Raw genomic sequence first — 24767 nt, 5'->3', positions numbered from 1 at the left:
ATTTTAACATTACATAGTTAATATCTATGCTAACCATAGATAAATTACTGGCTATAGAGTGGATTTAGAACATGGCTTTTTTGCCACGCAGGGCTTTCAAACTTGCTGCTTGCTGCTGGATGCGTTCACTGATGCGATCGCATACTAGCTCACACAAATCAAAAATCATCGGGTCTGTAATCTCATAAAAGGCGCTAGTACCCTTAGTTTGACGAGATAAAATTCCTGCCTGAGTTAACACCTTCAAATGTTTAGACAGATTTGCTTGTCCCAGTCCAGTTACCTCGGCAATTTCCATCACATTCATCGGGCCTGACTTCAGACAAGTTAAAATTTGTAGCCGACTGACTTCTGATAACACCTTAAAATAGTCAGCAACTGCCACAAAAATCGGTGAGTCAGGCTGAGGTGGCTTGGTATTTGCCATAGGAAAATTTAATGATCACCACAAAAAATTGTTTAATAACTAATTAGTATTATAACCAAATACCAATGAAAATGAGAGTATTTCTAATCTTATATAATACATATCAATAAATATTTTTTTAACTAAAATTACTTGTACTTATTTAATCAAATATAAAAATGTAGCCTAATTTCCCCACCTCAGACCATTCACCCCATCCCCTAGACACCCACACAGATAAAATAGTGAAGGAATGTTGCCCATTTGCTAATCCATGACGCATTCACAACAGGTAGATACTATCAATTCCCCCAATCTCGACCCAGAATCATACAACAACTCGGCAGTCAATCCCCTGGATGAATTGCCTGATGAAGTGGAAATGTCACTGTTTGACCATCTTGAAGAATTACGGCAAAGAATTTTTTATGCCCTCATCGCTGTAGCAGTGGGTATGGTTGGTTGTTTCATCGCAGTTAAACCTTTAGTCAGACTGCTAGAAGTTCCAGCCAAAGGCATCAAATTTTTGCAACTAGCACCTGGTGAGTATTTCTTTGTATCCCTGAAAGTCGCAGGTTACAGTGGTTTAGTCGTTGCCAGTCCCTTCATTCTTTATCAAATTATTCAGTTTGTATTACCAGGTCTAACACGTCGAGAACGTCGTCTGTTGGGCCCAGTCGTATTTGGCTCTAGTATTCTCTTCGTTGGTGGGTTAGCTTTTGCCTACTTAATTTTAATCCCCGCAGCTTTGCAGTTTTTCATCAGCTATGGTGCAGACGTAGTTGAGCAACTATGGTCAATTGAAAAGTATTTTGAATTCGTACTCTTACTGGCATTCAGCACTGGGTTAGCATTTCAAATTCCCGTCATCCAATTAATATTAGCTAATTTGGGAATCATTTCTTCTCAAACTATGTTGGCTGGTTGGCGCTATGTAATTATGGCCGCAGTAGTTTTAGGTGCAGTTATCACACCTTCCACTGACCCACTCACGCAAAGTTTATTAGCTGGAGCCGTTTTAGGTTTATATTTTGGTGGAATTTTCTTAGTGAAATTAACAGGAAAATAGCAGGCCAATCATACAAAATAACCTCATGGAAATATGACAATATTTCCTAGTATTTGGTCAAATACAGCACTTTGCTTCCTGCACTAACGATATTGAAACAGGTACGATATAAAGCAGGCCCCTCGTCAAGGAGACAGCCATGGTACAAGAAGCCTTATCTTCAGAACTCGCTCCTGAAATTGATCTCAGCCATGTTGTTACTGAAGACGACACACCAGTGGATAATTTTCTTTCTGAAAAACAACAGCGTCTACTAACAGAAGTTTTATACAACGGTTGGGTTCCTCCCACAGATACACAAAGTTTTATTGCCTCTGCTAATGTGGGAGTATTTTATAATATTGGGTTGCCACCACTTGTCCCAGATGTTTTTCTCAGTCTTGATGTAACCATGCCTCAAGATTGGGGAGAAAAAAAGAATCGTAGTTATTTTACTTGGCAGTTTGGTAAAGCACCTGATGTAGTCATAGAAATTGTTTCTAACCGGGAAGGTAATGAACTCGGTTCTAAATTAAAAGATTACGCCAGAATGGGAGTCCCCTACTATGCTGTATTTGATCCTTTGCAAATGTTGGGGGATAAGTTGCTGCGAACCTACCAACTAAATATTAGGCAATATCTAGAAATGGAAAATTTCTGGTTTGCTGGGGTAGGTTTAGGCTTAAGTTTGTGGGAAGGCATCTTTGAAGGTAAACAAGATGTTTGGTTACGGTGGTGTGACAACACTGGCACGATTTTACCCACAGGTATAGAAAGTGCACAAGCGGCTAAACAAGAGGCTGAGAGTGCCAAACAAGAAGCCGAAGCTGCTAAACAAAGGGCAGCACAATTAGAAGCACAATTAAGAGCGTTGGGAATTGAGCCAAATTAGCAATTTCTGAATCAGACTGGATAACCTTGTCCAGTAACATAAGTAAGTAGCTATGAGTTGTTCTTCCTTATGTCTTCTACGCCTCTTACTCTCAACTTGACGGAAGGATCTGTTTCTTTCAGCTTTTCACCCCAAGCAGCAAGGGAATTGAAAGCAGCGATTGATGAATTGATGGCACGACTGAAAGTTGTTGCTGCTAAACCTACTCCAGGTACTGGAAAAGCTACACCCCAAACCCCTTTGGAATACCGTTACACAGGGGATGTGTTTTTAGAGGTTTTTTGCAATCCTAATATTTGGCCTAGCCCTTTTGCTGCCAAGGTTCTATTAACCATTCGCAATATGGGTATTCGCTTGACAACAGAAGCGGAATTAACCCGCATGATTGAGGATATTAACCAATATTTAGAGCAAGTTGGTTAATTTTCAATCCATAATCCAGCAATAAATTTCAACAGGAAAACTCTTGTAGCGTCTAGATTTGAGAGTTTTTAATTTTTAATTTCTCATTTGTCATCGGGATCACACCCCACATCCCGGATCTTCCAGCAGTATGGTACATAAATGATCGGAGCAGCTGTAAATGAACAACTGCCCCGACACATGATTTTGAATTAGGAAAAACTTATTCAGATTGAGAGAAACTATCTCGATATGGACGTTAAATGATTTTTTTTGAAATTCCCAAAATTAAACACCCAATTCAAAACCAGCATCTGAGCAGATGATTAGTCGTTATCCCATTCTTCACGTCCAATCAAATCACCAATGCGATCGCGTAATAAAAAATCACATTTTTCTAATTCGCATTCAACACAAACCCACTCTCTAGCTGGGATGAATTGGCAGAGTGTATATATTGGCTGCTGACGGCTAACCATCCCCTTCTGCACAAGTCGTCGTGCTTCGTCCTGGATTACGTCTAAAGAGTAGTAATTGATAGAAGGCACCGTATTCACACTCATTTTTTTTACTCACAAAATTACACTTAGATAGTGTTCCCAATCTTGGTTGAGGAACAAACATGGCAATAAACAGACCTGTGGCTAGGGTTTTGTAGTTTGCTATACGGAACTATTATCATTTTGACGCTATACCTTTGTAAATTATCTAAAGAAATATTAAATTTGTCAACAAACGCTGACTTTTCTGCTTTCCACCTCCATTTTAAGTAAAAATTATTAGCAAACTTTAGCCCAAAACCCAGTAATTGACAGTCAACTAAAGTTAATGGTCTGTATGGCCAGGCCATTACGAATAAAAGAAACACCGTAGCAGCCTGTGTTTCCTGAGATTTTTAGGATTTACACATCGCAGCGTGTAAACCTTTCCATTTCTATTCTGAGCAGAGTTCTTTAAATTTTGGTAAAGAATTCTGTGGGAATATTATTTTGAGTGAAGCAAATATAAGCGATCGCTAGTTACAAACGCTAAGTTACACTACCCAGCTTTGTAGTTATCAATCTATTCATATTTTTTTAACCGTACTACTATTAACAGCTTATTTTTGTGGTCGTCGTTACAGACATTGTGTAACCGCCCGAAAATCCCGACTTAACAGCTAAAAGCCTTGATATTACCTTCCTCATCACAAGTGAAGTTACCTATCGGGAAAACAGAAGAGGGGTTAACCACAGTAATTGTTACAAAACTTAAAATTGTCCATAATAAAAACCTGGCACTAGGCCAGGTTTTTGGTGTCAGAACAAAACTTTACAAATTTTGAGAAATATAAGTGTAGACAAGCCAGTTAGGACATGAGAAAGCTTTTTTATTCACTTACAAATTCTTCGTCTTCCTCTGGCGTATTTGTGCGTTCTTGTCTGAGTTGGTTTAATAGGGTCAATACTTTAGTGCCTCTTTCAATAGAATTGTCTTCAATGAAGATGACCTCTGGAGTGCGACGCAGCCGCACCCTAGCACCAAGTTCACTCCGAACATAACCAGTAGCAGACCTTAATCCTGCCATTGTTTCGGCTTTGGCTTCCTCTGTTCCATAAATACTGACGAAGATTTTGGCATGTTGTAGATCACCAGAAACATCCACATCGGTGACGCTAACCATACCCGTTCCTACACGGTCGTCTTTAATACCGTTAACTAGCATTTGGCTAACTTCCCGTTTAATTAATTCAGCTACGCGGGAAACGCGGCGACTTGTAGCCATATAGATTCCGCCTTCTCACAGAGGTTGTACGATAATGATATAGATGCTGATGAAAGGACATTGCTCGCGGCTCAGATAGCCCTAGCAAAAGTCCATATCACCCTAGTTTAGCTTGCACTCAAGCCCAACATGGCACGGAGGGTGAGTGTCAGGAAAAATATACCACCCAGAAATAACCCGATGAGGGCCACCAAAGTAACTGGACGTTTAAACAGTGGTACTAAGGGTGCAAAGGTGTTAACGAAAAGACCAACAAGAATGGTAATAAAGTAGCGGGGGTAGCGAAAGACATTATCCCAAAATCCGTCAAACATTTGAAAGCAGATTACCTTGTTATAGACTGTAAGTTTATTTTCAACCAGTTGTTTAGCTTAATTGTAATCTATAGGGATAGAAAATTACTCAGTTCAGATAAAATATGATTCGTTAGTTATATTGAACTTGATTAAATAGCTCGTTGTGGTGAAATCCTAAAGTAAATGGTAAGTCAAATCCCCAAACAAACTTGCCCACGTCCCTTTTGCAGACCAATGAGAGAGCTAGTTAAACAATATAAAATTAACCATGATGTATTTAATAACATTAAACATAGTGGTTCTTTCGTTGGTTTGATGGTACGCCATTAAAATCAAATAACCATACCGTAGAAAATTTCAAAAGATTAAAAAATTAAAAACTTAGAGTGGCAATGATTGTAGACTCACTAAAATCAAGCTTTATTTTGTTATTCGATTCCATAAAATTTCTGCAAAAATCAATTATAATTTTATAATTTATTCATCTGATAGCATATTTAGAATCCATGTAATCCATCCCCTAACTGTACTTGAGCGTCTTTTAATAGTTGTAGGATTAATGTTTAAACTACAGGAATTCATAATATCACAAATTACTCTCGTATCTGGAATCTTACCATCTAAAAGAGTAAATTCAAAAGTTTTATAAAAAACCTGATGTTTCAAAATTTGCTCAATTAAACAGAGTATTTTTGTTTTATATTTTTTCTTAATTATATTGCCACCTTCAGAACTTAAGCGAAATGTTATTTGTTTAGTATTTTGGTCTACATATTTATCCATTAAATTAAGATATCTAGCTGCATCAGTATAATAACTGGTTTGTCGTTCATCAAATTGATAATTTGCTGTTATTTCTTCCTTTGTTAATTCTTTGTCTAATAAAACTGTTAATAAATCTATAATTCGTTCAAATTGATCTGCTTGGGGGAATGGAATATTATCTGGTTCAGGAGCTAAGTTAACACAGTTGAAAATTTTATCTACATCATCATGTGTGATAATTTCAGGCGCTATGACATAATTTCTTTGTTCTAATAATTTTATAGAATTATAATTCGTAATGTCATTAAACTTATATATAAAAAAGCTAAATATATTAGTGGAATTGGAATAAGTCATTAAAACAGGAATTACTTCTTTAGTGGTAATTTTACTAGACCAAAGCCTGTATGGATAATATAGTTGTCTGACCAAAAAATCATCTACATCATATAATTTTGCTTCTAGTAGCAAAAAGTAATGTTCACTTTCAAATCCTGCATCTATTTCGCATTGAGCATTATTAACTTCTATAGTATGTTGAAGGTCATCTACTATCTTATTTATACTAAATTTAAAAACTCCTGTAGACATTCTTCCATAAACTGTATGATATAAATCTTCTCCGTTAACTAAGTCATTCATTATACCTGTATTAAAAGCACAGCTTAATGCCGAACTTTCTGAATATAAATTTGTATAATCTATACTTTCTATTCCTGTTGGAAAATCCACAGGAATTGCTTCTATTTTATTATCGTATATAACTTTTAAATAAGCATCAAATTTACCAATAATGTATTTATTTCTGGATATAGATAATATAGAGAGTCCATTTTTCTTAAAAATTTTAGGCAATGTGTCATAGTGATCAAATTTTGCCATTAATCTACTTTCTCTAAATTCATTAATACTTGAAGATTCAATTTCAAAAAAACCTGTCTTGGATATCTCTTCTAAAATATTATATTTTAGAAATAATTTCTCCCAAGCAGTATCATTCTTAGATTGCTGTTTTGTTTTCGATATATCAGTCATAGTTTCTTACTAAAATTTCGTCTACTTTACCTCTTTTTTGAGCATTGGAATTAATGGATCTAATAGCCGAAACCTTAGACCATTTATAATCATTATACAAATCTACAATAAATTTTGTATAAGCATTACTCAATAGAACCTTACAACCTCTTTTATCTAAAGCAGCAAATGTCTCTTTCAATCTAATTTGTTCATCTTTATTAAATCCTTGTATATCATAACCCGTGAAAGAAGCAGTATCTGAAACTGGATCATATGGAGGATCAATATAAATAAAATCTCCTTTTTTCGCATCTTTAAGAGCATCTTGAAAATCAGAATTTAAAATTGTAATTTCGTTTTCATTCAAATATTTACTCACTGCTTTTAAAACAGCTACATCTAAGATATTGGGATTCTTATACTTACCAAAAGGCACATTAAACTGTCCTTGGGAATTAACCCTAAATAGCCCATTGTAACAGGTTTTATTAAGAAAAATAATCCTTGATGCTCTTTCTATTGGCGTTCTTTTGTGAAAACCATTGTCCCTATCCCAATCTCGAATTTCATAATAGTAATTCTCATTATTTTGGTGTTTTTTTAAACTATCAATTAATTCTTCAACAGATTCTTTAACAACTTTATAACAATTAATCAATTCAGTATTACTATCATTAATTACAGCTTTTTTAGGTTGCAAAGCGAATAAAACTGCTCCTCCGCCAAGAAAAGGTTCATAGTAAGTTTGGTAATTGTAATTTTTAGGAAGATAATTTCCCAGAATTAATGGAACGAGTTGTCGTTTTCCTCCTGCCCATTTCAGAAAAGGTTTGACCAGCTTATTGACAGAAACCATTTTTTAACCTGTAGTTCAATTGCTTTTAGTACAATTGTATCATGATTTATATTTGTGAGGAAACCAATAAATATAACTTACAAAGGTTGTGAGCAAAAGCATCCAAATAAAAAATATTTAATAAATTAGTGCAGGATAAGCTTTCTAGTGTATTCGAGTTTAAGAATAGGCTAGAAATTTTATCTCTCTTATAAAGAGATACGCATTTTTAATGATACATTTTATCTACGGTTAATCATAAACTAAAACTCAGTAACGGATCAAATCGGAATTTCATTCCATTGAATAAAAATTAACAAGCATGTGTTTTTTAATTAAAATTTAAATGGGTACTTGCGTACTTAAGAAACAAATGTATTATATAAGGGGTAAATTTATAGATAGGGCGACAATAGCAAGTTTGTTAATTTCAGCAGCAGTGAAGAAGAGAAAACAACTGTATTATATATATTTTTAAATTTTTAATTGTTAATTTCTAACTTCCATAATTTCTCCTCCTATTCTCCCATGAGTAGCGGGGAGAATGAGAGGAAAGAAACGCTTTCTGGCAACATGTGATAAGTAGAGACTAACCTGAAATTAAGCGGATTTACCTGGGCTGTTAATTAATTTTGGCTTCTGTATGACCGTTGCGAATTTCCCATGCTAGTTCGAGCATCTGTGTCCAGCGTTTTTGTAGCTGTTTGGGGGTACATTGTACAGCTTTAGCGATCGCTTGGTCATTTTGACGAGCAATTTTCAATTCCAAGATTTGCTGCTGCTGTTCATTGAGTTGATTACAGAAATATTCCCACTGCTGGGAAGATAAACCTAACTTATGTTCTAAACCAGCACCTAACCATTGATGAACCAATTGCCATTGATGTTGTTTGGCGAATTTTTCCACATGGTATTTAAATCTTTGTTGAAGATAATCCCGTTGACGACTGGTTAGCCCTAAGATTTGGTCAATTTCTGGTGCGGAGAGGTCTTGGAGTTTGAGGGAGAGATAGTCCATACAATCAGATTGGCCTTGAGACTCCAGATATTTCATCAACTCAGTAATGACGCGATCGCGTTCTGACTCCTCAGAAGGGTCAAAAGTTGGTTTAGCAATCATTTGCGAGCGAATCTGTTGTACAGCCAAATTCCGTTGGTAAGTTTCCGCTTCCTCAGTCTTAGCAGAATCCACTGCCATTTCGATATCTACAGTCGTTTCTTGGGGTTGACGACGGGCAAAACCTTGAGCGCGTAACACAATTAACTGTTGATTGGCACCACCAGGCAAATTAATCCGACGTTTGGCATACTGCTCTGTGAATGCCATGTATTCGGCTAATTGTAATTGCGTCCGGGGAGTGTAATCTTCAGGTAACTCATTTTCCCGTCGAAAAGCCTTAATCGCCTCAATATAAAACGCTTGCAGAAAGTCTTCAATCAAATTGTAACGGGCATCAAAACCCAAATCCGAACCAGCAACGGTGACATGGCGATAAACAATAGCACCCAGACTACTATGTAGTTCCACACGCCCTTGTTTTGAACCTAGTTGGTGATAACGCAAGCACTTTTGCAAGCGATGTCTAGCCAAAGTAATCTGCCAAGACCTAATTTGCCCTGAAGTTTGGATGCGAGAGCTTTTATCGCAAATACGTTCTACCTCTTTAGCAATACGTTTTGCTACAGCTTGTATACATCCAGGTGTAGCCTTCATCTGAGATTGCATTTCCTGACATAACAGTTGCACCAATGTCTCAGTGTTATTAGCTGACAAATCTTCAACGGAAATATGGTGGTCAAAAGCAGATGTAGAAGTTGGCAGATTAGCGATATTAGCTTTCATGACTTTTCCTGGGATTGGTATTGCACCTTAACTCAAATGCAGACACAGTGCTTCATGGCAGAGCTAGCGATAAAATCTTGATGGATAAACCCCAGCAAGATGCACCGCCTGGACTGCTCACATATAAGACTGTAAGAAATTTAAAAAGTTAAGGGCCTGTCAAGTGTGTCGCTTTTTCACAAGCAACTAGATAAAAGGTGGCATGTAGGTCTACCGCAGGCGCTCCATTTACTTGATTTCCTTACTCGGTGAAGATTTGACGCGATCACCTGTCTAGTAATCAGAGCGCCTGAGATTATGACAATTTTAAAAGTGGAGTATGTTTATCACAATTTCCGAAACAGAGGGTTACACCGAAAAAATCTGATTCTTATACCCAAGCTGCGACTGCTTCCCAACCTAAACCCCTCCGTGTAATTAATGGTTCATCTGTCGTTAAATCTAAAATTGTGGAGACTTCATCCGTTGGTTCTTCACCAGTATCGATAATGATATCTACCACTTTATCTAAGCGATCAAATAACTCTACCTGAGACAAAATTTGTTGTTTATATTTGTCATCTATTTCCTCATCGTCTATGTCATAGTCATTGGTGGGGACATGGGCGGAAGTAGAAATAATGGGATTACCCAAAGCTTCCAGTAATGCCAAACAAACCGGGTGATTAGGAACACGAATTCCTGTGGTTTTGCGCTTAGGATTTTGTACCAGCCGTGGAACTAATTTAGTAGCAGGTAACAAAAAAGTGTAAGGGCCAGGAATCAACCTTTTCATAATCCGATAAGCCGTATCACTTACGAAGGCATAAGTAGATACATTGGAAAGAGAAGGACATAAAAAAGTCAGTGGTTTATCATTTGCTAACTGCTTAATGTGTCGCACTTTTTCCACTGCCGACTTGGCATTTAAATCACAACCAATTGCATAGACTGTATCAGTTGGGTAGAGCATGATCGCGCCATTTAATAGCGCCAACTTTATTTCCTCTATTCTACGATTTTGGGGATTATCAGGATGGATCGGGAAAATTTTTGCCATAAAAGATGCTGATGTAGAGATAGGATTTTGGCATTGGCAGGAAAATAGTAACAATGGTATGGGTAATGGGTAATTAGTAATGGGTGATGAAAAAAGAACAATCACCCCTGGGGGCTTTGTCAGTTGTTCATGGGACAAACTACACCACTGTTTTTTCTGGGTAAGACTCCAAGACCGCAGTGGCTCGCCAAAACCAGCTTGACTCACCAATCACCAATTAACAATCACCAATCACCAATTCATACTCTATGAGTAAAATCGCTTATCTTCAATGTCCGACGGGAATTTCCGGCGATATGTGTCTGGGAGCCTTAGTAAGTCTAGGGGTGCCCTTAGAGTATTTAATCGCCAAGCTCAATGGCTTGGGAATTGAGCAAGAATATCAATTGCGAGGAGAATTTGTTCACCGTCAAACTCAACAAGCAACAAAAATTAATGTAGATTTGGTGAATCATCACCACCATCATGGTCATGGGCATCATCATCAACATCATCACGGCCGCCATCTGCCAGAGATAGAAGACATGATTGTTAAGGCTAACTTGCCAGCCAGAGCAGAGGCATGGAGTTTAGCTGTTTTCCGGCAGTTAGCAGTGGCAGAAGGGGCTGTACATGGCATTGCACCGGAAAAAGTTCATTTTCATGAAGTGGGGGCGGTGGATGCCATTGTAGATATTGTGGGGACTTGTTTAGGTTTAGATTGGTTGGGGATTGACAGTACGGAGTCAGGATTACCTTTACTTTACTGTTCAGCTTTTCCAACTGGTGGTGGGACGGTGAGGGCTGCCCATGGGCAAATGGCAGTTCCTGTACCGGCGGTGTTGAAGTTATGGGAAATGAGAAGTTGCCCAGTTTATAGCAATGGCATTGAGCGAGAATTGGTCACACCAACAGGAGCAGCGATCGCTACTACTTTAGCCACAAACTTTGGCCCACCACCGCCTATGACCATCAAACAAGTGGGTCTGGGTGCAGGTTCCCTAGATTTACCAATTCCCAATATTCTCCGTCTCTGGTTGGGCGAAAGTACAAATTCCCACACTCATCACAGCCATGGAACGGATACTAGCCCCCATTTAGAAACTATTTCTGTCCTCAAAACCCAAATTGATGATTTAAATCCCCAAGCCATTGGCTATTTATTTGAAGCTTTGTTTACTGCTGGTGCTGTCGATGTTTTTACCCAACCCATCGGCATGAAAAAATCCCGTCCAGGTATTCTGTTAACGGTCATTTGTCATCCAGAAAACCTGGCTAGTTGCGAAGCCGTCATTTTTCGCGAAACCAGTACCTTGGGAATTCGTCGGACTACTGAACAACGGTCTATCCTCCAGCGAGAAATCCAAACCGTTGCCACTCAATATGGTAAGGTGCGGGTGAAGGTGGCGTGGCCAAACAATAATCAAGAAAAAATTATCACCAATGTTCAGCCAGAATATGAAGATTGTGCCGAATTAGCTCGGAAATATCAAGTTCCTTGGCGAGAAATTCAGCGACTGGCTTTACAAAGTTGGTATTTAGAGGCAGCACATTAATTAGGTTGGGGAAAAATGGCTTAGTTATTTTTCCCACTTTTACCATCATTTTTGCAGTTGGTATAATCAATCCACAAATTTGGCAATTTTTCTGTACATCATTTTATGTCTAATCAGATTACCTTACTAGTAAATGGAGAAACGAGAAACTGTTTTTCCCACACTCCCTTACCAGAAGTGCTTCAGCAGTTGGGCTTTAATCCTCGCTTAGTGGCGGTAGAATATAATGGCGAAATTCTCCACCGTCAGTTTTGGTCAGAGACTCATCTGCAAAGTGGCGATCGCTTGGAAGTTGTAACCATTGTTGGTGGTGGTTAGTTTAATAGGCAGGAAGAACGAGATTCAGGCTCATATAACCAGCGATAATAAGTTCTACGCTTGGCTAATTCTTGTCCTTGACGACCGAGTTTTTCCCTTAGCTGTTGGTCTTGACACAGACGATTAAAGGTCTGAAATACTTCATATCCTGATTCAGGATTGACCAACAGACCATTCTCTTCATGACGCACTACATCTAAAACACTACCTGTGCGGGAGGCAATTACTGGTTTACTAAAATAACCTGCTTCTAAATAAACCAGATTAAAGTGATATATATCTTGGTTATTTCTATCCCACACATTCAGTTGAGCAAAGATATCGCAAGCAGCAAAATAACCCGCTAATTCTCGTTCGGCAACATGCCCAGAAAAATGTACTCTGTCATTTATTCGCAATCTTTCTGTTTTGGATTTGAGATGTAGTTGCTCATCTCCCTCGCCACAAATAATGTAGTGAACATCTACACCTACAGTTAAGAGCAAAGGAATATTATCAATTACTCGTTCAATACTTTTATAGGTGACTAAATTAGCAACAGAAAGAATCACAATTGCTGTTTCTGGAATATTATATATTTGACGAATGCGCTGGCGTAAATCATCTAAATGACTGGGACTAGTAGCATGGCCAAATTTTTCCGGTCTAACCACAGGATTAATCACGTGGGTGGGGGTATCAAACCGAAAACTCTGTCTTAAAGCATCGCGCAGATAGGAATTATTGCAGACTATCCCTTCAGCCCGTTGTAAAGTAAAGGCAAAGAGCGATCGCCATACAGGATTACGGACTACATTCAGCAAATCGTTACCATGTAAATAGATAAAAAACCGAATGGGTAAAATATAGCTGAGTAACAACAATGCTGGGAAATCGTATCCATGACACCATTCAATATAGCGATAATGATAGCGAAAATACAGTTTAATAGCTATTAATAAAGAACCAATGATATGCAACCAAGGCTGGAGAATATTTCCTAGTAAATTACCTCGGCAAACATGCAAATTAGGCCAGCGATACACTGGAAATTTTTGGGCTTGATCAAAGATTTTATCCCCAGAACAGCCAGCCGCTAGCATAATTATTCTGTCTGGATCTTGTAAACAGCGGTTATAAACATATTCACCAATCACAGCTTCCGCAGGGCGAAAAAATCTCGATATGACCAAAATCTCTGGATTAGCAGTTTTTTCCTGAATTTGTGTGCCTAGTTGTGAAATATGTTCCATGATTGAGTTTGCTAAATTAGCTAATTTATGTTTTTAATTGCGAATTAAGTTCATACATTTATGGAAATTGGCTTTTATCTAAAAAATCTAAAAACAATAGTCTTGAAGATGTAAAACTTCAAGTAAAAAGGATTATAAGTAAATATCTCTGATAATTAAATTTGTTTTTTTTGATTAACAATAAATCCATCAATTCACAATTGAATTGATTTTAAATCTAGCTATTTGCAATAGTATATGCTGACTTGGAAGCTGACGGAAAAGTCTTGTGGCAATTAGCCAATGGCTCTGTTGTTATTTTGATAGATAACGCTGATGGCAAAATCACAACTTTTTCTTACCCATAACCATATATTATCCCAAATCTGTTGATTTTGTGTGCCAAAATGCCAAAATATCGTCATGGTTAATGTGTTTTTGTAATATATTTTACTCTGCAACAACAATAAAATTTTTACCAGTGTGTATCAGTTGGTAAATAAATATGTCTCAGATATAAAATTCTGCAAATCATGGTTAAGATTAGCTATCCCTGAAGGAATCAATATCAGCCATTTCTGTGGGTGAATAATGAGTTTAAAACATCTCACCTACAAGAGTATGAATTGTGATTTAACCGGATGGATAAACTTAGGCATTGGTTGTGATTTCTACAGTAAGTTTACTGAGAAATAACTTAAATCCTTCTAGTTATAATTAACTCAACATTTTTGATCAATCCGGGAAAAAATCTACAAAGATAATTAATAATTAAAATAATTTCATCTTCATCTCTATGACTGAATCCCGACATTTTGCCAGTCGTAGAGGTAACAATCACGGAGATAAATCATTAATTGATTCCAAAGTTAGGGGATTTTGCAGTGGTTTCGCGGTACGGTTATCAACGCGAGAAATCCCCCTAGCGATCGCTAACTGCCCCTAATCAAACGCGGTAGATTGAATATAGTGTTACCCACACACAGCGAAACTCCTGCCACCAGGGGGAGAAACTATAAGATATTCCTTTGCCAGAGTATGTATTATGCGTAAAAAATTACAACAAACCTTCAAACCCCTGTTAAAAACATTCCTTGTTTTGGGTTTAGTCCTGACTTTAGCTTTCAGTCATGCAGACGGTGCATTAGCAGCCCGTACAGGTGGACGCATTGGCGGTGGTTCCTTTAGAATGCCCTCTAGCCGTACCTACACACCTCGTACCTATGCACCTCCTGGTGGGGGTTATTATTCTCCCTATGGTGGTGGAGGCTTTGGCTTTCCCTTCCTACTTCCTTTGTGGGGTTTTGGTGGTGGATTTGGTAGCCTGTTCTCGATTTTAATCTTTTTGGCGATCGCTAACTTTATCTTCCAAACCTTCCGTCGTGTCACCAGCAACGACACAGAAGACCCAGGTTACAGCAGCAACCCTTCCGTAGCCATTACCCGTCTACAAGTCGGTTTATTAGCACAAGCAAGAAACCTACAAACAGAACTCAACCATATCGCCGAAGCTGCTGATACTAATACCCCCCAAGGTAGAGCAGAAATTTTACAAGAAGCTAGTCTAGCCTTACTACGCCATCCTGAATACTGGGTATATGCAGGAGGTGGCACACAACAGGCGAAATTAAACTCAGCCGAATCTCAATTCAACCGTCTTTCCTTAGCAGAACGCAGCAAATTTAGTGAAGAAACCCTCACTAACGTCAACAACCAACTAAAATCAGTCCTGGCTAAAGAAGCATTACCCTCAGCCGAAGAATTAGATAACCCCACCCGTCTCATCAGTGAAGGGCCAGGAGAATACATTATCGTCACCCTATTAGCTGCAACCTTGGGTAAATTCTCCATTCCTCCCATTAACAGCACCGAAGACCTACGCCAAGCCTTACGTCAAATTGGCAGTCTTCCCAGCGAACAGCTATTAGCGATAGAAGTCCTGTGGACTCCTCAAGCCGAAGGTGATACCCTCACCTCAGATGATTTGCTAGCTGAATATCCTGATTTGAAGTTGGTTTAACCTTACAGGAGTTCAGGAGTATCTTTTCTCCCCCATCAAAGAAAGTGACCCTGATAAACAGAGTCACTTTCTCAATTTGTAAGTCTCAATCAGTTAGACCTGAAACCAGACGCAACTTACTTCTTCGCTTCGGTAATGGGAACCCATTCTGTATGGAAAGTTCCGTCTTTATCAGTCCGTTTGTAAGTATGAGCACCAAAGTAATCGCGTTGTGCTTGAGTGAGGTTTTGAGGTAAGCGTTCCCGACGGTAGCTATCGAAATAATCGAGGGAAGCACTAAAAGCAGGAACAGGAATACCTGTTTTGGCCGCAGTGACAATGATTTCTCGCCAAGCAGCTTGTCTATCGAGAATTGTTTGCTTAAACTCAGGTGCTAACAACAGGTTAGGTAAAGTGGGATTTTGGTCAAATGCCTTCTTAATCTTATTCAAGAAGCCAGCACGAATAATACAACCACCCTTCCAAATCCGTGCCATTTCACCCAGATTCAGACCCCAATTATAGGTGGTAGAAGCGGTGGATATCAACGCCATACCTTGAGCATAAGAACAGATTTTGGAACAATAGAGCGCATCACGCACCATGTTCACAAAAGTTCTTGTGTCTTTAAATTTATTAGGTACAGGCCCAGTTAATTGTTTAGAAGCAGCAATCCGTTCATCTCTAATTGAAGAGATAATCCGAGAATTCACAGCAGCAGTAATTGTAGGAATAGCAACGCCTAACTCCAAAGCAGTTTGTACAGTCCAACGACCTGTTCCTTTTTGTCCCGCAGCGTCAACAATTAAATCAACCAAAGGAATCTTGGTTTCTGGGTCAACGTAGGGGAAAATATTGGCTGTAATCTCAATCAAAAATGAATTGAGTTCATCGGTTGTATTCCACTCTGCAAAAACTTCATGTAGCTGTGCAGCACTCAAACCACCGATATTTTTGAGCAAATCGTAAGCTTCAGCAATTAATTGCATGTCGCCATACTCAATGCCGTTGTGTACCATTTTCACGTAGTGACCAGAACCACCGGGGCCAATATAGGTTACACAGGGGCCGTCATCGACTTGAGCAGCGATTTTGTTGAAAATGGGAGATAAATACTCATAGGAACTCTTTGTACCACCAGGCATCAATGAAGGGCCATTTAGCGCCCCTTCTTCACCACCACTGACACCCATACCGATATAACGTAAACCAGTTGGTTCTAACTCCTGAGTACGTCTTTCGGTATCTTCAAACCAAGAGTTACCACCATCGATAATAATATCGCCTTCTTCCAGCAAAGGCTTTAACTGCTGAATTACCGCATCAACTGGTTTACCAGCTTGTACCATCACCAAAATTTTGCGGGGACGTTCTAGTGAAGCGACAAACTCTTCCAGGGTAAAGGCTGCTTTGACGTTCCGTCCTGGGGCCCTTTGGGCCATAAAGGCATCGGTTTTCTCGCGAGAGCGGTTGTACACTGCAATTGGGAAGCCATTACGCTCAACGTTTAGAGCAATGTTTTCGCCCATAACGGCTAATCCAATCACACCAAAGCTTTGTAGTGTCATAAATTTGTTTGGCTAACTCTTGCAGATCCTTTCATCTATAAGGGTAATCCGAGATTTTGGCTTCACTCCTAAAGAAGACATTAAGAGTTTTTGAAAAAGTCAAAAAATCACGATTAACACAGATGATCAATTTTTATTTGTATCTAAGTCAACAATTTATGTGCAGAACTTGCAAAATTGAAATATTGGCACAATTGAAAGAGTAAGGAGTATTTAAAAATGCTGGCATATCTTCTCGCCTCAATAGTCGCAATAGGTAGTTTAGCTATTTATATGGCTGCTTTCTTCTTTCCAGAAATTCACCGCAAGAATGATTTTGTCTGGAGTGGTATTGGTTTTTTCTACGCTTTAGTGTTGTGGATTTTTGCCCCCCGAATTACAGGGGGACTCTTACTTGGTCATGTAGCCAGTGTGGCACTTTTAGTTTGGTTCGGTTGGCAAACTCTCTCATTACGTCGGCAACTGACACCGGAAATCCAACAAACACCTATACCCAGTCCTGAATTAGTCAAAGTTAGTATCCAAGAACAAGTATCAAAGTTTTCTCTACAGCAAAAGCTAGGACAATTACTAGCATTCATTGGTAATTTGTTTAGTAATAGCAAAAGTAAAACCACACCCACAGAAAAAACAGCAGTAAGTCAACCATCAACTACACCAACTACCAAACCTGCTGTCACAATTATTGATCACACTGCTCCTACAACAGAGGAATCAGAAACTGTACCAGAAGTGATTCCCCCAAACCCACCTGCACCAGAACTAGTAGAAGCTGCACAACCTCAACCTGAAGCTAAACTAACTATCCCTGTGGAAGAAATTGCACCTGATGCTGTACTTGCTCCTCCCGCGGAAGTACCACCAGAAGAAACACAAGCAACCAAGTCATAGTTCTAGCTATTGTCCCTACCCAGGCTAAATACCGATAGTCTGGGTGAAAACCTCATCTAAATTTAGATGCTGCTTATTCTTCTTCATCAGGATCTAAATCACTATCCTCTAAGGAATGCTGAGGAATCGCGGCAATGATTGCATCTATTACTTTAGAGACTGGTAATATTTCGATGTTGAGGTCGGGAAATTTTTGTCCTTTGGGAACTATGGCTCGTTTAAAGCCGAGTTTGGCTGCTTCTTTTAAACGTAGTTCCATTTGTGAAACTGGCCGGACTTGTCCTCCTAAACCCACTTCTCCGATCATCACTGTACCGGGGTCTACTATCCGATCGCGAAAACTGGCTACTACAGCGATCGCTATTCCTAAGTCTACTGCCGGTTCTTCTACATTCAAACCCCCAGCAGACGCAACATAGGAGTCTAATTTGGACATGGGAATGCCCACCCGCTTTTCTAACACCGCAAGAATCTGCACTAAGCGGTTATAATCAATGCCAGTTCCCGCCCGCCGGGGAGATGGGTAACTGGTAGGACTAACTAAGGCTTGCAATTCAACTACTATTGGTCTTGTGCCTTCACAGGCTACGACAATTGCAGTTCCAGGGGCTGGATCATCACGGTTGCCTAAGAATAATTCTGAGGGGTTGGGAACCTCTCGTAAGCCGTGGGATACCATTTCAAATATACCAATTTCGTGGGTAGCACCGAAACGGTTTTTGACGGTTCTTAATAGACGATGGGAAGCAAAGCGATCGCCCTCAAAATACAATACTGTATCCACTAAATGTTCCAACACCTTCGGCCCAGCGATCGCCCCTTCTTTGGTCACGTGACCAACAATTAACATAGTAATATCTTCATGCTTGGCCACCTTCATCAGTGCGGCCGTGCATTCCCTTACCTGAGCCACAGAACCAGGGGCTGAAGCCAGAGAAGAAAAGAAAACTGTTTGAATACTGTCAATTACAGCCAAATTTGGCTTGAGGGAGTCAATTTCTCTGAGAATTTCTTCTAAATCCGTTTCTGGTAACACATATAAATCTGCGCTAGCAACTTCAGCTTCTGGTTGTGGTTCAACATCTGTCGTTGCTGACTCATTATCCTGGTTGACTACACTAACAGGGGTGGAAACTCCTAAACGAGAAGCCCGTAATTTCACCTGTTGACCAGATTCTTCTCCTGTTACGTAGAGAATTCTGTATCTTTGCGCCAATTGATTTGATACCTGTAAAAGTAGGGTAGATTTACCAATACCAGGATCACCACCAATCAACACCATTGAACCAGGAACAACTCCCCCTCCTAATACCCGGTCTAATTCCCCGTATCCAGACTCCCAGCGAGCAATTTGGCGGTCAGTAATTTGGTCAAATTTGAGTGACGCTCTAGGTTTAGCTGGTTGTCCATGAGATTTACCGTTACTCGTTGTTGACTGCCAGTTACTTACGCCACCTCTACCTAGTATATCTACTGAATAATGACTAGCTGTTTGTTCTACTAAGGAATCATATGTGTCACAATGAGAACATTTGCCGTACCATTGTGAATACTGGGTTCCGCATTCTTTACAAATGTAAATAGTTTTTGGCTTTGGCATTCTTTAATTTTAGCAAATAATCTTAATTTTTTATTAATTTATCCGATGCAAGGAAATTTGAATAATGTGATAATTGCAAGCTTTTTACCAATCAATAGATGGAATGATATCTTAATATTATGGTATTAAAAATTAATCATGAAAAATTTTAGTTAAGGAGAGTTGAGAAACTTGGAAAGTCATAAAGAAAAAATCTTGGTAGTAGACGACGAAGCCAGCATTCGCCGGATTTTGGAAACACGCCTTTCCATGATTGGCTACGATGTAGTAACTGCTGGTGACGGAGAAGAAGCTTTAGAAACATTTCGTAAAGCTGACCCTGATTTAGTGGTTTTGGATGTGATGATGCCAAAGCTAGACGGCTATGGTGTTTGTCAAGAATTACGTAAGGAATCAGATGTCCCAATTATTATGCTAACAGCCTTGGGTGATGTAGCCGATCGCATCACTGGCTTAGAATTGGGCGCAGATGACTATGTAGTTAAACCTTTCTCTCCTAAAGAACTAGAAGCGCGAATTCGCTCAGTTTTACGCCGTGTAGATAAAACCGGTGCGACTGGAATTCCTAGCTCTGGGGTAATTCATGTTGGTAATATCAAAATTGATACGAATAAGCGCCAAGTATATAAAGGAGATGAGCGAATTCGCTTAACTGGAATGGAATTTAGCTTATTAGAGCTATTAGTAAGTCGTTCTGGTGAAGCTTTTTCTCGCTCCGAGATTCTTCAAGAAGTATGGGGGTATACGCCAGAACGCCATGTAGATACTCGCGTGGTGGATGTGCATATCTCTCGCTTACGGGCAAAATTAGAAGACGACCCCAGTAACCCAGAATTAATTCTCACTGCTAGAGGAACTGGATATTTATTCCAGAGAATCATTGAACCAGGAGAAGAGTAGGTGACAGGTGAGAGCAAAAAGAATTTATTGTCTCAATGCCAAATGACCAATGACTGATGAAAAAACCTGATCCCAATGGAGTTTTACGTCTTCTACCCCTAGCTGTCGGTGGCTTAGGAGCTACACTTTTGCTAGTCAATCGGTTATTAACACCGGAACTCACAGATTCCCAAGCGCGGGGGGATGTCCTGGGAGTAATTTTGAGCGCGGTGTTAATTTTAACAGGTTTAATTTGGCAACAAGTACAGCCGCGATCGCCTGAGGTTGTAGAACTAATGGGAGAGGAAGGTTTTTTTCTGGCTGAGAATTTACCAGAAGCCGTGAAAACAGAATTAGCTTGGGCATCGCATATATTATTGACTAATACCGTCACGCGATCGCTCGTAGTTTACTATCAAGGCAAAGTTTTGTTACGTCGCGGTATTCTGGGTTCCAAATCAGAAATCACTCCAGGGCCAATTGTGCAAAGGGTATTAGCCACGAAAAAACCAGTTTATTTAGTAGCACTACAAATTTATCCCGGCAAAATTGAATTTGATTATTTACCTGAAAATACCCAAGGTGTAATTTGTCAACCAATTGGTGAACAAGGGGTGATCATTTTGGGTGCTAATGCACCACGTAGTTACACCAAACAAGATGAAAATTGGATTTCTGCCATTAGTGATAAATTAGCTGTTACTCTGAGTTTTCATCATTCATAATTAATAAATATTTCGTGAATAAAGCGTGAGCAAAATTTATTATGGTTGTGATTTATTGGCTGTTAATTGCTGTCATGGTGGTAGGAGTGATTGGTTCAGTAGTTCCAGCCATTCCTGGTAGCAGTTTAATTTTAATTGCTGTCATTGCTTGGGGAATTATTAGTAGTTCCTTTGCTGCCATCAAGATACCTTTATTGGTAACAGGTATTGTCTTAATCCTGAGTATGGGAGTAGATTTTTTAGCTGGTTATCTGGGAGCAAAGCAAGCAGGTGCTAGCAAGTGGGGGCAAATTGGGGCATTAGTGGGGTTGTTTTTAGGAATTTTCGGACTTTTACCCGCATTACCCTTTGGAGGACCCCTACTAGGAATGTTAATCGGTCCTTTATTAGGGGCGATCGTTGGTGAATATCTCTATCAACGTAACTTGGGTGCAGCAGTTAAAGCTGGTATAGGAATTACAGTAGGCACTCTAGTAGGTAATTTAATTCAAGGTATACTAGCCATTAGCGCCCTCATCACTTTTATTTGGTCAACTTGGCCACAAGTCTATAGCGGTTAGATTTTTTACTGAATACCCATAGAATAGCTTTACAATAACTTTAAGATTTTGCAGATGTCTGGTTGCGGAAATAGCAGCTAGAGGTTATAAAAAATATTTAATAATCTGAGAATTACATAATTATTGTTTTGATATAAACATCATATTTGATGTATTAATACGGAAAAACCCACGAAGCTCCTTGATGAAGATTGTGTCAAGATATCTAAGTATAGATTGCCAAAAAACACTTAGATATGTAATTATCCTAATTGTAGGGAATACACAAGCAACTGAATAGTCTAAGTCCAATACTTACATTCCTCACTTGCGTATCATCCTAAGAATCCCTACTTAAAGGATAAAAAATAAAATCTCAAGTTGCTAGGGAATACTACTTGTAGATTTTGTATATCTTAGCAACCCGTTGGGACTGTGTTTGATTAGTAAAGCAACTATTTTCCCAATTTATTTTGACAGGAGCTTTGGGCGACGATGTTTAACTTTAAATCTCAACTATTAGGTGTTGCTGCTGTATTACCAGTTGCTGCTGCTGTATCTTTCGCTGGTTCTGCTCAAGCTGGTGTAGTTGGTACTCTTTCCTTCGCTGACGGTACTGATGATTGGTTTAGTGAAGTAGCTCCAGGGGCAGGGGATACTTTTTCTGTGAAGTTTAATCCTTTCAATATTAACTTCGTTACTACCCAAAATGGCTATTTTACCCCTCCATTTGATGGTAGCCCTGTTCAAGGTGTAGCAAATTCTGAAGCTGAATTTAAATGGGTCAGCACTTTAGGCAGTAGTTATACTTATGAACTTGTCAACGACTTGGTGTTTCAATTTACTAATGGAGCAAAGCTGACTTGGGGAATTGGCACTAAATTTATAGGTTTCCATAACACCAATAACTCCTTACAGTTTGACTTAGCTCCAAATCAATTAGTGCCATTAGTCGAGAACATAGGAGAGACTGATTTCTCACTCTTTGCTTCGGCACTTCAATTTTCAGATATTAATACACTAGGTGGTGGTTCATATAACGGGTCAGTAGCTTTACAAGTACCTGAACCCGCTACAATACTCGGCTTAGGTTTAGTAGGTGCAGGTATGACCTTTGCTCGTCGTCGCAAGCTAGTCAAAGCTTAGTTTTAAAAAACAGAGTTTAATATCCATACCTTAACTGTCGATCTGGTGGAAATTTTATCCTTGACCAACCAGGTCTATTTTTTTATAGAAAATTTGGGTTGAAACCCGTCCTAATCCGTGCTTGTGGAATTCCTAACTGTCAATGGTAGAAATTAACCCACGCAGTAAAGATGAAAAGCAATTAAATAGGGCGGAGTACATCCAAATTTGCGTTTGGTATTGGCTCGTTAAAAGGCTTACCCCTCAATCAAGGGTGTGGTAGGCAGGTTTGTCAATATCTTGTATTGTACGGACAGTAATTGTACGGCTGAATGTATCAATATCTTGCATTCATCACCCAAGGTATATGTGTACGGGCAGTATTGTACGAGCGGGTTTATCAATATCTTGTATTCATCACCCAAGGTATATGTGAACCCGCCCCTACTAAACACAACTTTGAGAGTGGTGACTGGTCAAAACAAAGCTCTTTTCGCCTCTGTGGCAATCGCTTCTACTTCATCATCAACCATAGTCTTCAGGATAGCTTGAGCTTCTGCACCACCTAAACGAGTTAAGGCTTGCACGACTCGATAACGAACTTGCCAATCTGGGTCTGTGGCATAGGGAGTTAATAAACTAATACCTTGTGGATCACCCAACTCACCCAGAGAACTAATGGCCGCAGTTTTGATTAACTCATTATCAGAAACTAAAGCCTGTTTCAGTAATTCTAGGGAGCGGGGATCACTTAATTCCCCTAAGGCAGCAATAATACTAAATTTTACTAACCATTCAGGACTAGAGTGGTACAGATTTTGTAAATCTTCAAAGGCCGATTGTAGTTTTAATGCACCTAAACAATCGGCTGCTGCCGCTTGTACATCAGCTTCTGGATCATTGAGTAAGCGATCGCGCAAAATTTGCAAAGATAAGTCTAAATCCTGTGCCCCTAGAGTATCCATTTGACTCAATGCTGAGTAACGGACACGAGAACTAGAATCACCAATAGCAATTTGAACCAGTTCAAAACCCACTTTGGGTTCCAGTTCGCGAATTTGATTGACCGCACGCAAGCGATCGCCTAAATTTTCCGAACTCAGTAATTCTCTAACAGATTCAGCGGAAACGGTCATTTTAATTTCTTATCCTAAAGTTTTAACATGGTAACTGGTAATGAGTGAAGGGTAATTTTTCTCCCTGTCACTTGTTACCTAGTCTGATGCCATGGCACGAATAATATCACCACGAGTCAGAATACCAATCACTTTAGAGCTACTGTCAAGCACTGGAAGACGATGAACATTGCGATCGTACATCACCTTTGCTGCTTCTCGTAAAGGTTTATCAGCAGCAATAGTAATGGGATTTTTACTCATTACTTCTCCCACTGTTTGACCTAAAGCCTTATGTAAATCCCGCTCATAAGCTCCAGGATTTTGTAAATAAATTACACTATCCAAAAACATGATATATGCAGGAGGAGTAACACCTGTTTCTTGCCACATCAGATCAGTTTCTGAGATAATCCCCACCAATTTACCCGCATCATCAATTACAGGTAATCCACTAATCCTTTTCTCTGCTAAAATTTGGATTGCTTCTTTTAAAGGAGTTTCAGGACGGACGAGAATAGGGTCTTTGCTCATCACGTCTGCCACAGTTTTAGACATTATTTTTTACTTACACCTTTTATAAAAGTCTTTTTAATTATTGTAGAAAATTTAGTTCTAATAAATAGATACAGTTAATAGATTGTTACTTTTAAGCTTGAAAATAAAAGCTGATTTTTTATAAAAGTCAAATCAAACTTTGGATTTGCTATAAAAATCATCTTTAATTCAGAAAAATTTTTACTGAGTTACGAAAACAACCTTTCAATGTTGCTATTCTATCTAGACTTACAAACTAAGTAAAGTAAATACATTAATTATTGAAGTAAGCAAAATTATATACATGTAACCCACCTTCCGCACCCTAACTGTCACACATCAAAAAAAGCCACCAAAATAGTACACAAGAACTAAAGCTTATTTAAGTCCTAAGAGAGTTAATGAAAATAAGTATCA

25 protein-coding genes are annotated in these 24767 nt (G+C 39.0%); 12 read left to right on the top strand and 13 right to left on the bottom strand.

Annotated features, from left to right (window positions below):
• Window positions 1-64: 64 nt before the first annotated feature.
• Window positions 65-427, bottom strand: coding sequence for an ArsR/SmtB family transcription factor (locus tag H6G73_RS16775; protein WP_190606520.1), 363 nt, complete (start codon window positions 425-427; stop codon window positions 65-67).
• 253 nt (window positions 428-680) lie between these two features.
• Here H6G73_RS16775 and tatC point away from each other — a divergent pair, with 253 nt between their 5' ends.
• The 3 genes from tatC (at window position 681) to H6G73_RS16760 (ending at window position 2769) form a co-directional block, all read left to right on the top strand.
• On the top strand, window positions 681-1475 hold the full coding sequence (tatC, locus tag H6G73_RS16770; protein ID WP_190606518.1) for a twin-arginine translocase subunit TatC: 795 nt from the start codon (window positions 681-683) through the stop codon (window positions 1473-1475).
• 139 nt (window positions 1476-1614) lie between these two features.
• Entirely contained in the window at window positions 1615-2346 is a 732-nt protein-coding gene (locus H6G73_RS16765; RefSeq protein WP_190606516.1) for a Uma2 family endonuclease, read from the top strand.
• Window positions 2347-2415: 69 nt separating this feature from the next.
• Window positions 2416-2769, top strand: a complete 354-nt coding sequence (locus H6G73_RS16760) for a hypothetical protein (protein WP_190606514.1) — start codon at window positions 2416-2418, stop codon at window positions 2767-2769.
• A gap of 305 nt (window positions 2770-3074) precedes the next feature.
• Here H6G73_RS16760 and H6G73_RS16755 read toward each other — a convergent pair whose 3' ends face one another.
• The 7 genes from H6G73_RS16755 to H6G73_RS16725 form a co-directional block, all read right to left on the bottom strand.
• Window positions 3075-3311, bottom strand: a complete 237-nt coding sequence (locus H6G73_RS16755; protein ID WP_190606512.1) for a DUF4327 family protein — start codon at window positions 3309-3311, stop codon at window positions 3075-3077.
• Window positions 3312-4117: 806 nt separating this feature from the next.
• Complete coding sequence (rbfA, locus tag H6G73_RS16750) at window positions 4118-4513, bottom strand: 30S ribosome-binding factor RbfA (RefSeq protein WP_190606511.1); 396 nt, start codon at window positions 4511-4513, stop codon at window positions 4118-4120.
• Window positions 4514-4620: 107 nt separating this feature from the next.
• Window positions 4621-4827, bottom strand: coding sequence for a DUF751 family protein (locus tag H6G73_RS16745; protein ID WP_190606509.1), 207 nt, complete (start codon window positions 4825-4827; stop codon window positions 4621-4623).
• Between the two features lie 459 nt (window positions 4828-5286).
• Window positions 5287-6609, bottom strand: coding sequence for a type II restriction enzyme (locus H6G73_RS16740; RefSeq protein WP_190606507.1), 1323 nt, complete (start codon window positions 6607-6609; stop codon window positions 5287-5289).
• Window positions 6602-7447, bottom strand: a complete 846-nt coding sequence (locus tag H6G73_RS16735; protein WP_190606505.1) for a DNA adenine methylase — start codon at window positions 7445-7447, stop codon at window positions 6602-6604. The genes H6G73_RS16740 and H6G73_RS16735 overlap by 8 nt, the downstream gene beginning before the upstream one ends.
• Before the next feature lie 601 nt (window positions 7448-8048).
• Entirely contained in the window at window positions 8049-9269 is a 1221-nt protein-coding gene (locus H6G73_RS16730; RefSeq protein ID WP_190606503.1) for a HetZ-related protein, read from the bottom strand.
• A gap of 370 nt (window positions 9270-9639) precedes the next feature.
• Entirely contained in the window at window positions 9640-10308 is a 669-nt protein-coding gene (locus H6G73_RS16725) for an L-threonylcarbamoyladenylate synthase (protein WP_190606596.1), read from the bottom strand.
• A gap of 248 nt (window positions 10309-10556) precedes the next feature.
• On the opposite strand from H6G73_RS16725, the gene larC reads away from it, so the two are divergent.
• Together larC and thiS are read left to right on the top strand one after the other, a co-directional pair.
• On the top strand, window positions 10557-11843 hold the full coding sequence (gene larC / locus H6G73_RS16720; protein WP_190606501.1) for a nickel pincer cofactor biosynthesis protein LarC: 1287 nt from the start codon (window positions 10557-10559) through the stop codon (window positions 11841-11843).
• A 105-nt stretch (window positions 11844-11948) separates the two neighbouring features.
• Window positions 11949-12161, top strand: coding sequence for a sulfur carrier protein ThiS (gene thiS, locus H6G73_RS16715; RefSeq protein ID WP_190606499.1), 213 nt, complete (start codon window positions 11949-11951; stop codon window positions 12159-12161).
• Here the strand turns inward: thiS and H6G73_RS16710 are convergent.
• Entirely contained in the window at window positions 12158-13393 is a 1236-nt protein-coding gene (locus tag H6G73_RS16710; protein ID WP_190606497.1) for a glycosyltransferase family 4 protein, read from the bottom strand. The two genes, thiS and H6G73_RS16710, sit on opposite strands and share 4 nt — an antisense overlap.
• A 775-nt stretch (window positions 13394-14168) precedes the next feature.
• Here H6G73_RS16710 and H6G73_RS16705 point away from each other — a divergent pair.
• Window positions 14169-14318 (top strand): hypothetical protein, encoded by a 150-nt coding sequence (locus H6G73_RS16705; protein WP_190606494.1) that lies wholly within the window; start codon window positions 14169-14171, stop codon window positions 14316-14318.
• A 99-nt stretch (window positions 14319-14417) separates the two neighbouring features.
• On the top strand, window positions 14418-15392 hold the full coding sequence (locus H6G73_RS16700) for a DUF1517 domain-containing protein (protein WP_190606492.1): 975 nt from the start codon (window positions 14418-14420) through the stop codon (window positions 15390-15392).
• Window positions 15393-15508: 116 nt separating this feature from the next.
• On the opposite strand, the gene gndA is transcribed toward H6G73_RS16700, so the two are convergent.
• Window positions 15509-16939, bottom strand: coding sequence for an NADP-dependent phosphogluconate dehydrogenase (gndA, locus tag H6G73_RS16695; protein WP_190606490.1), 1431 nt, complete (start codon window positions 16937-16939; stop codon window positions 15509-15511).
• Between the two features lie 219 nt (window positions 16940-17158).
• Here gndA and H6G73_RS16690 point away from each other — a divergent pair, with 219 nt between their 5' ends.
• A complete protein-coding gene (locus tag H6G73_RS16690; protein WP_190606488.1) occupies window positions 17159-17830 on the top strand; it encodes a Ycf66 family protein in 672 nt (223 codons plus the stop codon).
• A 73-nt stretch (window positions 17831-17903) separates the two neighbouring features.
• Here the strand turns inward: H6G73_RS16690 and radA are convergent, their stop codons facing one another.
• Window positions 17904-19430, bottom strand: a complete 1527-nt coding sequence (gene radA, locus H6G73_RS16685; protein ID WP_190606487.1) for a DNA repair protein RadA — start codon at window positions 19428-19430, stop codon at window positions 17904-17906.
• A 171-nt stretch (window positions 19431-19601) separates the two neighbouring features.
• On the opposite strand from radA, the gene rpaB reads away from it, so the two are divergent.
• From rpaB to H6G73_RS16665, 4 genes are all read left to right on the top strand, one after another.
• On the top strand, window positions 19602-20330 hold the full coding sequence (gene rpaB, locus H6G73_RS16680) for a response regulator transcription factor RpaB (RefSeq protein WP_190606485.1): 729 nt from the start codon (window positions 19602-19604) through the stop codon (window positions 20328-20330).
• Window positions 20331-20386: 56 nt separating this feature from the next.
• Complete coding sequence (locus H6G73_RS16675; protein ID WP_190606483.1) at window positions 20387-21034, top strand: cofactor assembly of complex C subunit B; 648 nt, start codon at window positions 20387-20389, stop codon at window positions 21032-21034.
• 41 nt (window positions 21035-21075) lie between these two features.
• The gene (locus tag H6G73_RS16670; RefSeq protein ID WP_190606481.1) at window positions 21076-21594 is read left to right on the top strand and encodes a DUF456 domain-containing protein; all 519 of its coding nucleotides are present in this window, start codon (window positions 21076-21078) and stop codon (window positions 21592-21594) included.
• Between the two features lie 474 nt (window positions 21595-22068).
• Window positions 22069-22719, top strand: a complete 651-nt coding sequence (locus tag H6G73_RS16665; protein WP_190606480.1) for a PEP-CTERM sorting domain-containing protein — start codon at window positions 22069-22071, stop codon at window positions 22717-22719.
• Window positions 22720-23174: 455 nt separating this feature from the next.
• Here H6G73_RS16665 and nblB read toward each other — a convergent pair whose 3' ends face one another.
• Together nblB and H6G73_RS16655 are read right to left on the bottom strand one after the other, a co-directional pair.
• Window positions 23175-23834 (bottom strand): phycobilisome degradation protein NblB, encoded by a 660-nt coding sequence (gene nblB / locus H6G73_RS16660; RefSeq protein ID WP_190606478.1) that lies wholly within the window; start codon window positions 23832-23834, stop codon window positions 23175-23177.
• 78 nt (window positions 23835-23912) lie between these two features.
• Window positions 23913-24371 (bottom strand): CBS domain-containing protein, encoded by a 459-nt coding sequence (locus tag H6G73_RS16655; RefSeq protein ID WP_190606476.1) that lies wholly within the window; start codon window positions 24369-24371, stop codon window positions 23913-23915.
• Between the last annotated feature and the right edge of the window lie 396 nt (window positions 24372-24767).

The sequence above is a fragment of the Richelia sinica FACHB-800 genome (assembly GCF_014698825.1).
Taxonomy (GTDB): domain Bacteria; phylum Cyanobacteriota; class Cyanobacteriia; order Cyanobacteriales; family Nostocaceae; genus FACHB-800.
Note: the sequence above shows the minus strand (reverse complement) of the source record. Positions and strands in the feature narration are given on the sequence as shown.

Excerpts from the sequence above, each read along its gene's own strand:
- tatC (WP_190606518.1), top strand. The coding sequence starts at position 681 with ATGACGCATTCACAACAGGTAGATACTATCAATTCCCCCAATCTCGAC.
- nblB (WP_190606478.1), bottom strand. The coding sequence starts at position 23,834 with ATGACCGTTTCCGCTGAATCTGTTAGAGAATTACTGAGTTCGGAAAAT.
- H6G73_RS16725 (WP_190606596.1), bottom strand. The coding sequence starts at position 10,308 with ATGGCAAAAATTTTCCCGATCCATCCTGATAATCCCCAAAATCGTAGA.
- H6G73_RS16775 (WP_190606520.1), bottom strand. The coding sequence starts at position 427 with ATGGCAAATACCAAGCCACCTCAGCCTGACTCACCGATTTTTGTGGCA.
- H6G73_RS16705 (WP_190606494.1), top strand. The coding sequence starts at position 14,169 with ATGACTGAATCCCGACATTTTGCCAGTCGTAGAGGTAACAATCACGGA.
- H6G73_RS16675 (WP_190606483.1), top strand. The coding sequence starts at position 20,387 with ATGAAAAAACCTGATCCCAATGGAGTTTTACGTCTTCTACCCCTAGCT.
- H6G73_RS16760 (WP_190606514.1), top strand. The coding sequence starts at position 2,416 with ATGTCTTCTACGCCTCTTACTCTCAACTTGACGGAAGGATCTGTTTCT.
- H6G73_RS16740 (WP_190606507.1), bottom strand. The coding sequence starts at position 6,609 with ATGACTGATATATCGAAAACAAAACAGCAATCTAAGAATGATACTGCT.
- H6G73_RS16665 (WP_190606480.1), top strand. The coding sequence starts at position 22,069 with ATGTTTAACTTTAAATCTCAACTATTAGGTGTTGCTGCTGTATTACCA.
- gndA (WP_190606490.1), bottom strand. The coding sequence starts at position 16,939 with ATGACACTACAAAGCTTTGGTGTGATTGGATTAGCCGTTATGGGCGAA.
- H6G73_RS16755 (WP_190606512.1), bottom strand. The coding sequence starts at position 3,311 with ATGAGTGTGAATACGGTGCCTTCTATCAATTACTACTCTTTAGACGTA.
- larC (WP_190606501.1), top strand. The coding sequence starts at position 10,557 with ATGAGTAAAATCGCTTATCTTCAATGTCCGACGGGAATTTCCGGCGAT.
- H6G73_RS16690 (WP_190606488.1), top strand. The coding sequence starts at position 17,159 with ATGCTGGCATATCTTCTCGCCTCAATAGTCGCAATAGGTAGTTTAGCT.
- rbfA (WP_190606511.1), bottom strand. The coding sequence starts at position 4,513 with ATGGCTACAAGTCGCCGCGTTTCCCGCGTAGCTGAATTAATTAAACGG.
- H6G73_RS16735 (WP_190606505.1), bottom strand. The coding sequence starts at position 7,447 with ATGGTTTCTGTCAATAAGCTGGTCAAACCTTTTCTGAAATGGGCAGGA.
- H6G73_RS16700 (WP_190606492.1), top strand. The coding sequence starts at position 14,418 with ATGCGTAAAAAATTACAACAAACCTTCAAACCCCTGTTAAAAACATTC.
- H6G73_RS16730 (WP_190606503.1), bottom strand. The coding sequence starts at position 9,269 with ATGAAAGCTAATATCGCTAATCTGCCAACTTCTACATCTGCTTTTGAC.
- H6G73_RS16710 (WP_190606497.1), bottom strand. The coding sequence starts at position 13,393 with ATGGAACATATTTCACAACTAGGCACACAAATTCAGGAAAAAACTGCT.
- H6G73_RS16670 (WP_190606481.1), top strand. The coding sequence starts at position 21,076 with ATGGTTGTGATTTATTGGCTGTTAATTGCTGTCATGGTGGTAGGAGTG.
- thiS (WP_190606499.1), top strand. The coding sequence starts at position 11,949 with ATGTCTAATCAGATTACCTTACTAGTAAATGGAGAAACGAGAAACTGT.
- H6G73_RS16745 (WP_190606509.1), bottom strand. The coding sequence starts at position 4,827 with ATGTTTGACGGATTTTGGGATAATGTCTTTCGCTACCCCCGCTACTTT.
- H6G73_RS16655 (WP_190606476.1), bottom strand. The coding sequence starts at position 24,371 with ATGTCTAAAACTGTGGCAGACGTGATGAGCAAAGACCCTATTCTCGTC.
- radA (WP_190606487.1), bottom strand. The coding sequence starts at position 19,430 with ATGCCAAAGCCAAAAACTATTTACATTTGTAAAGAATGCGGAACCCAG.
- H6G73_RS16765 (WP_190606516.1), top strand. The coding sequence starts at position 1,615 with ATGGTACAAGAAGCCTTATCTTCAGAACTCGCTCCTGAAATTGATCTC.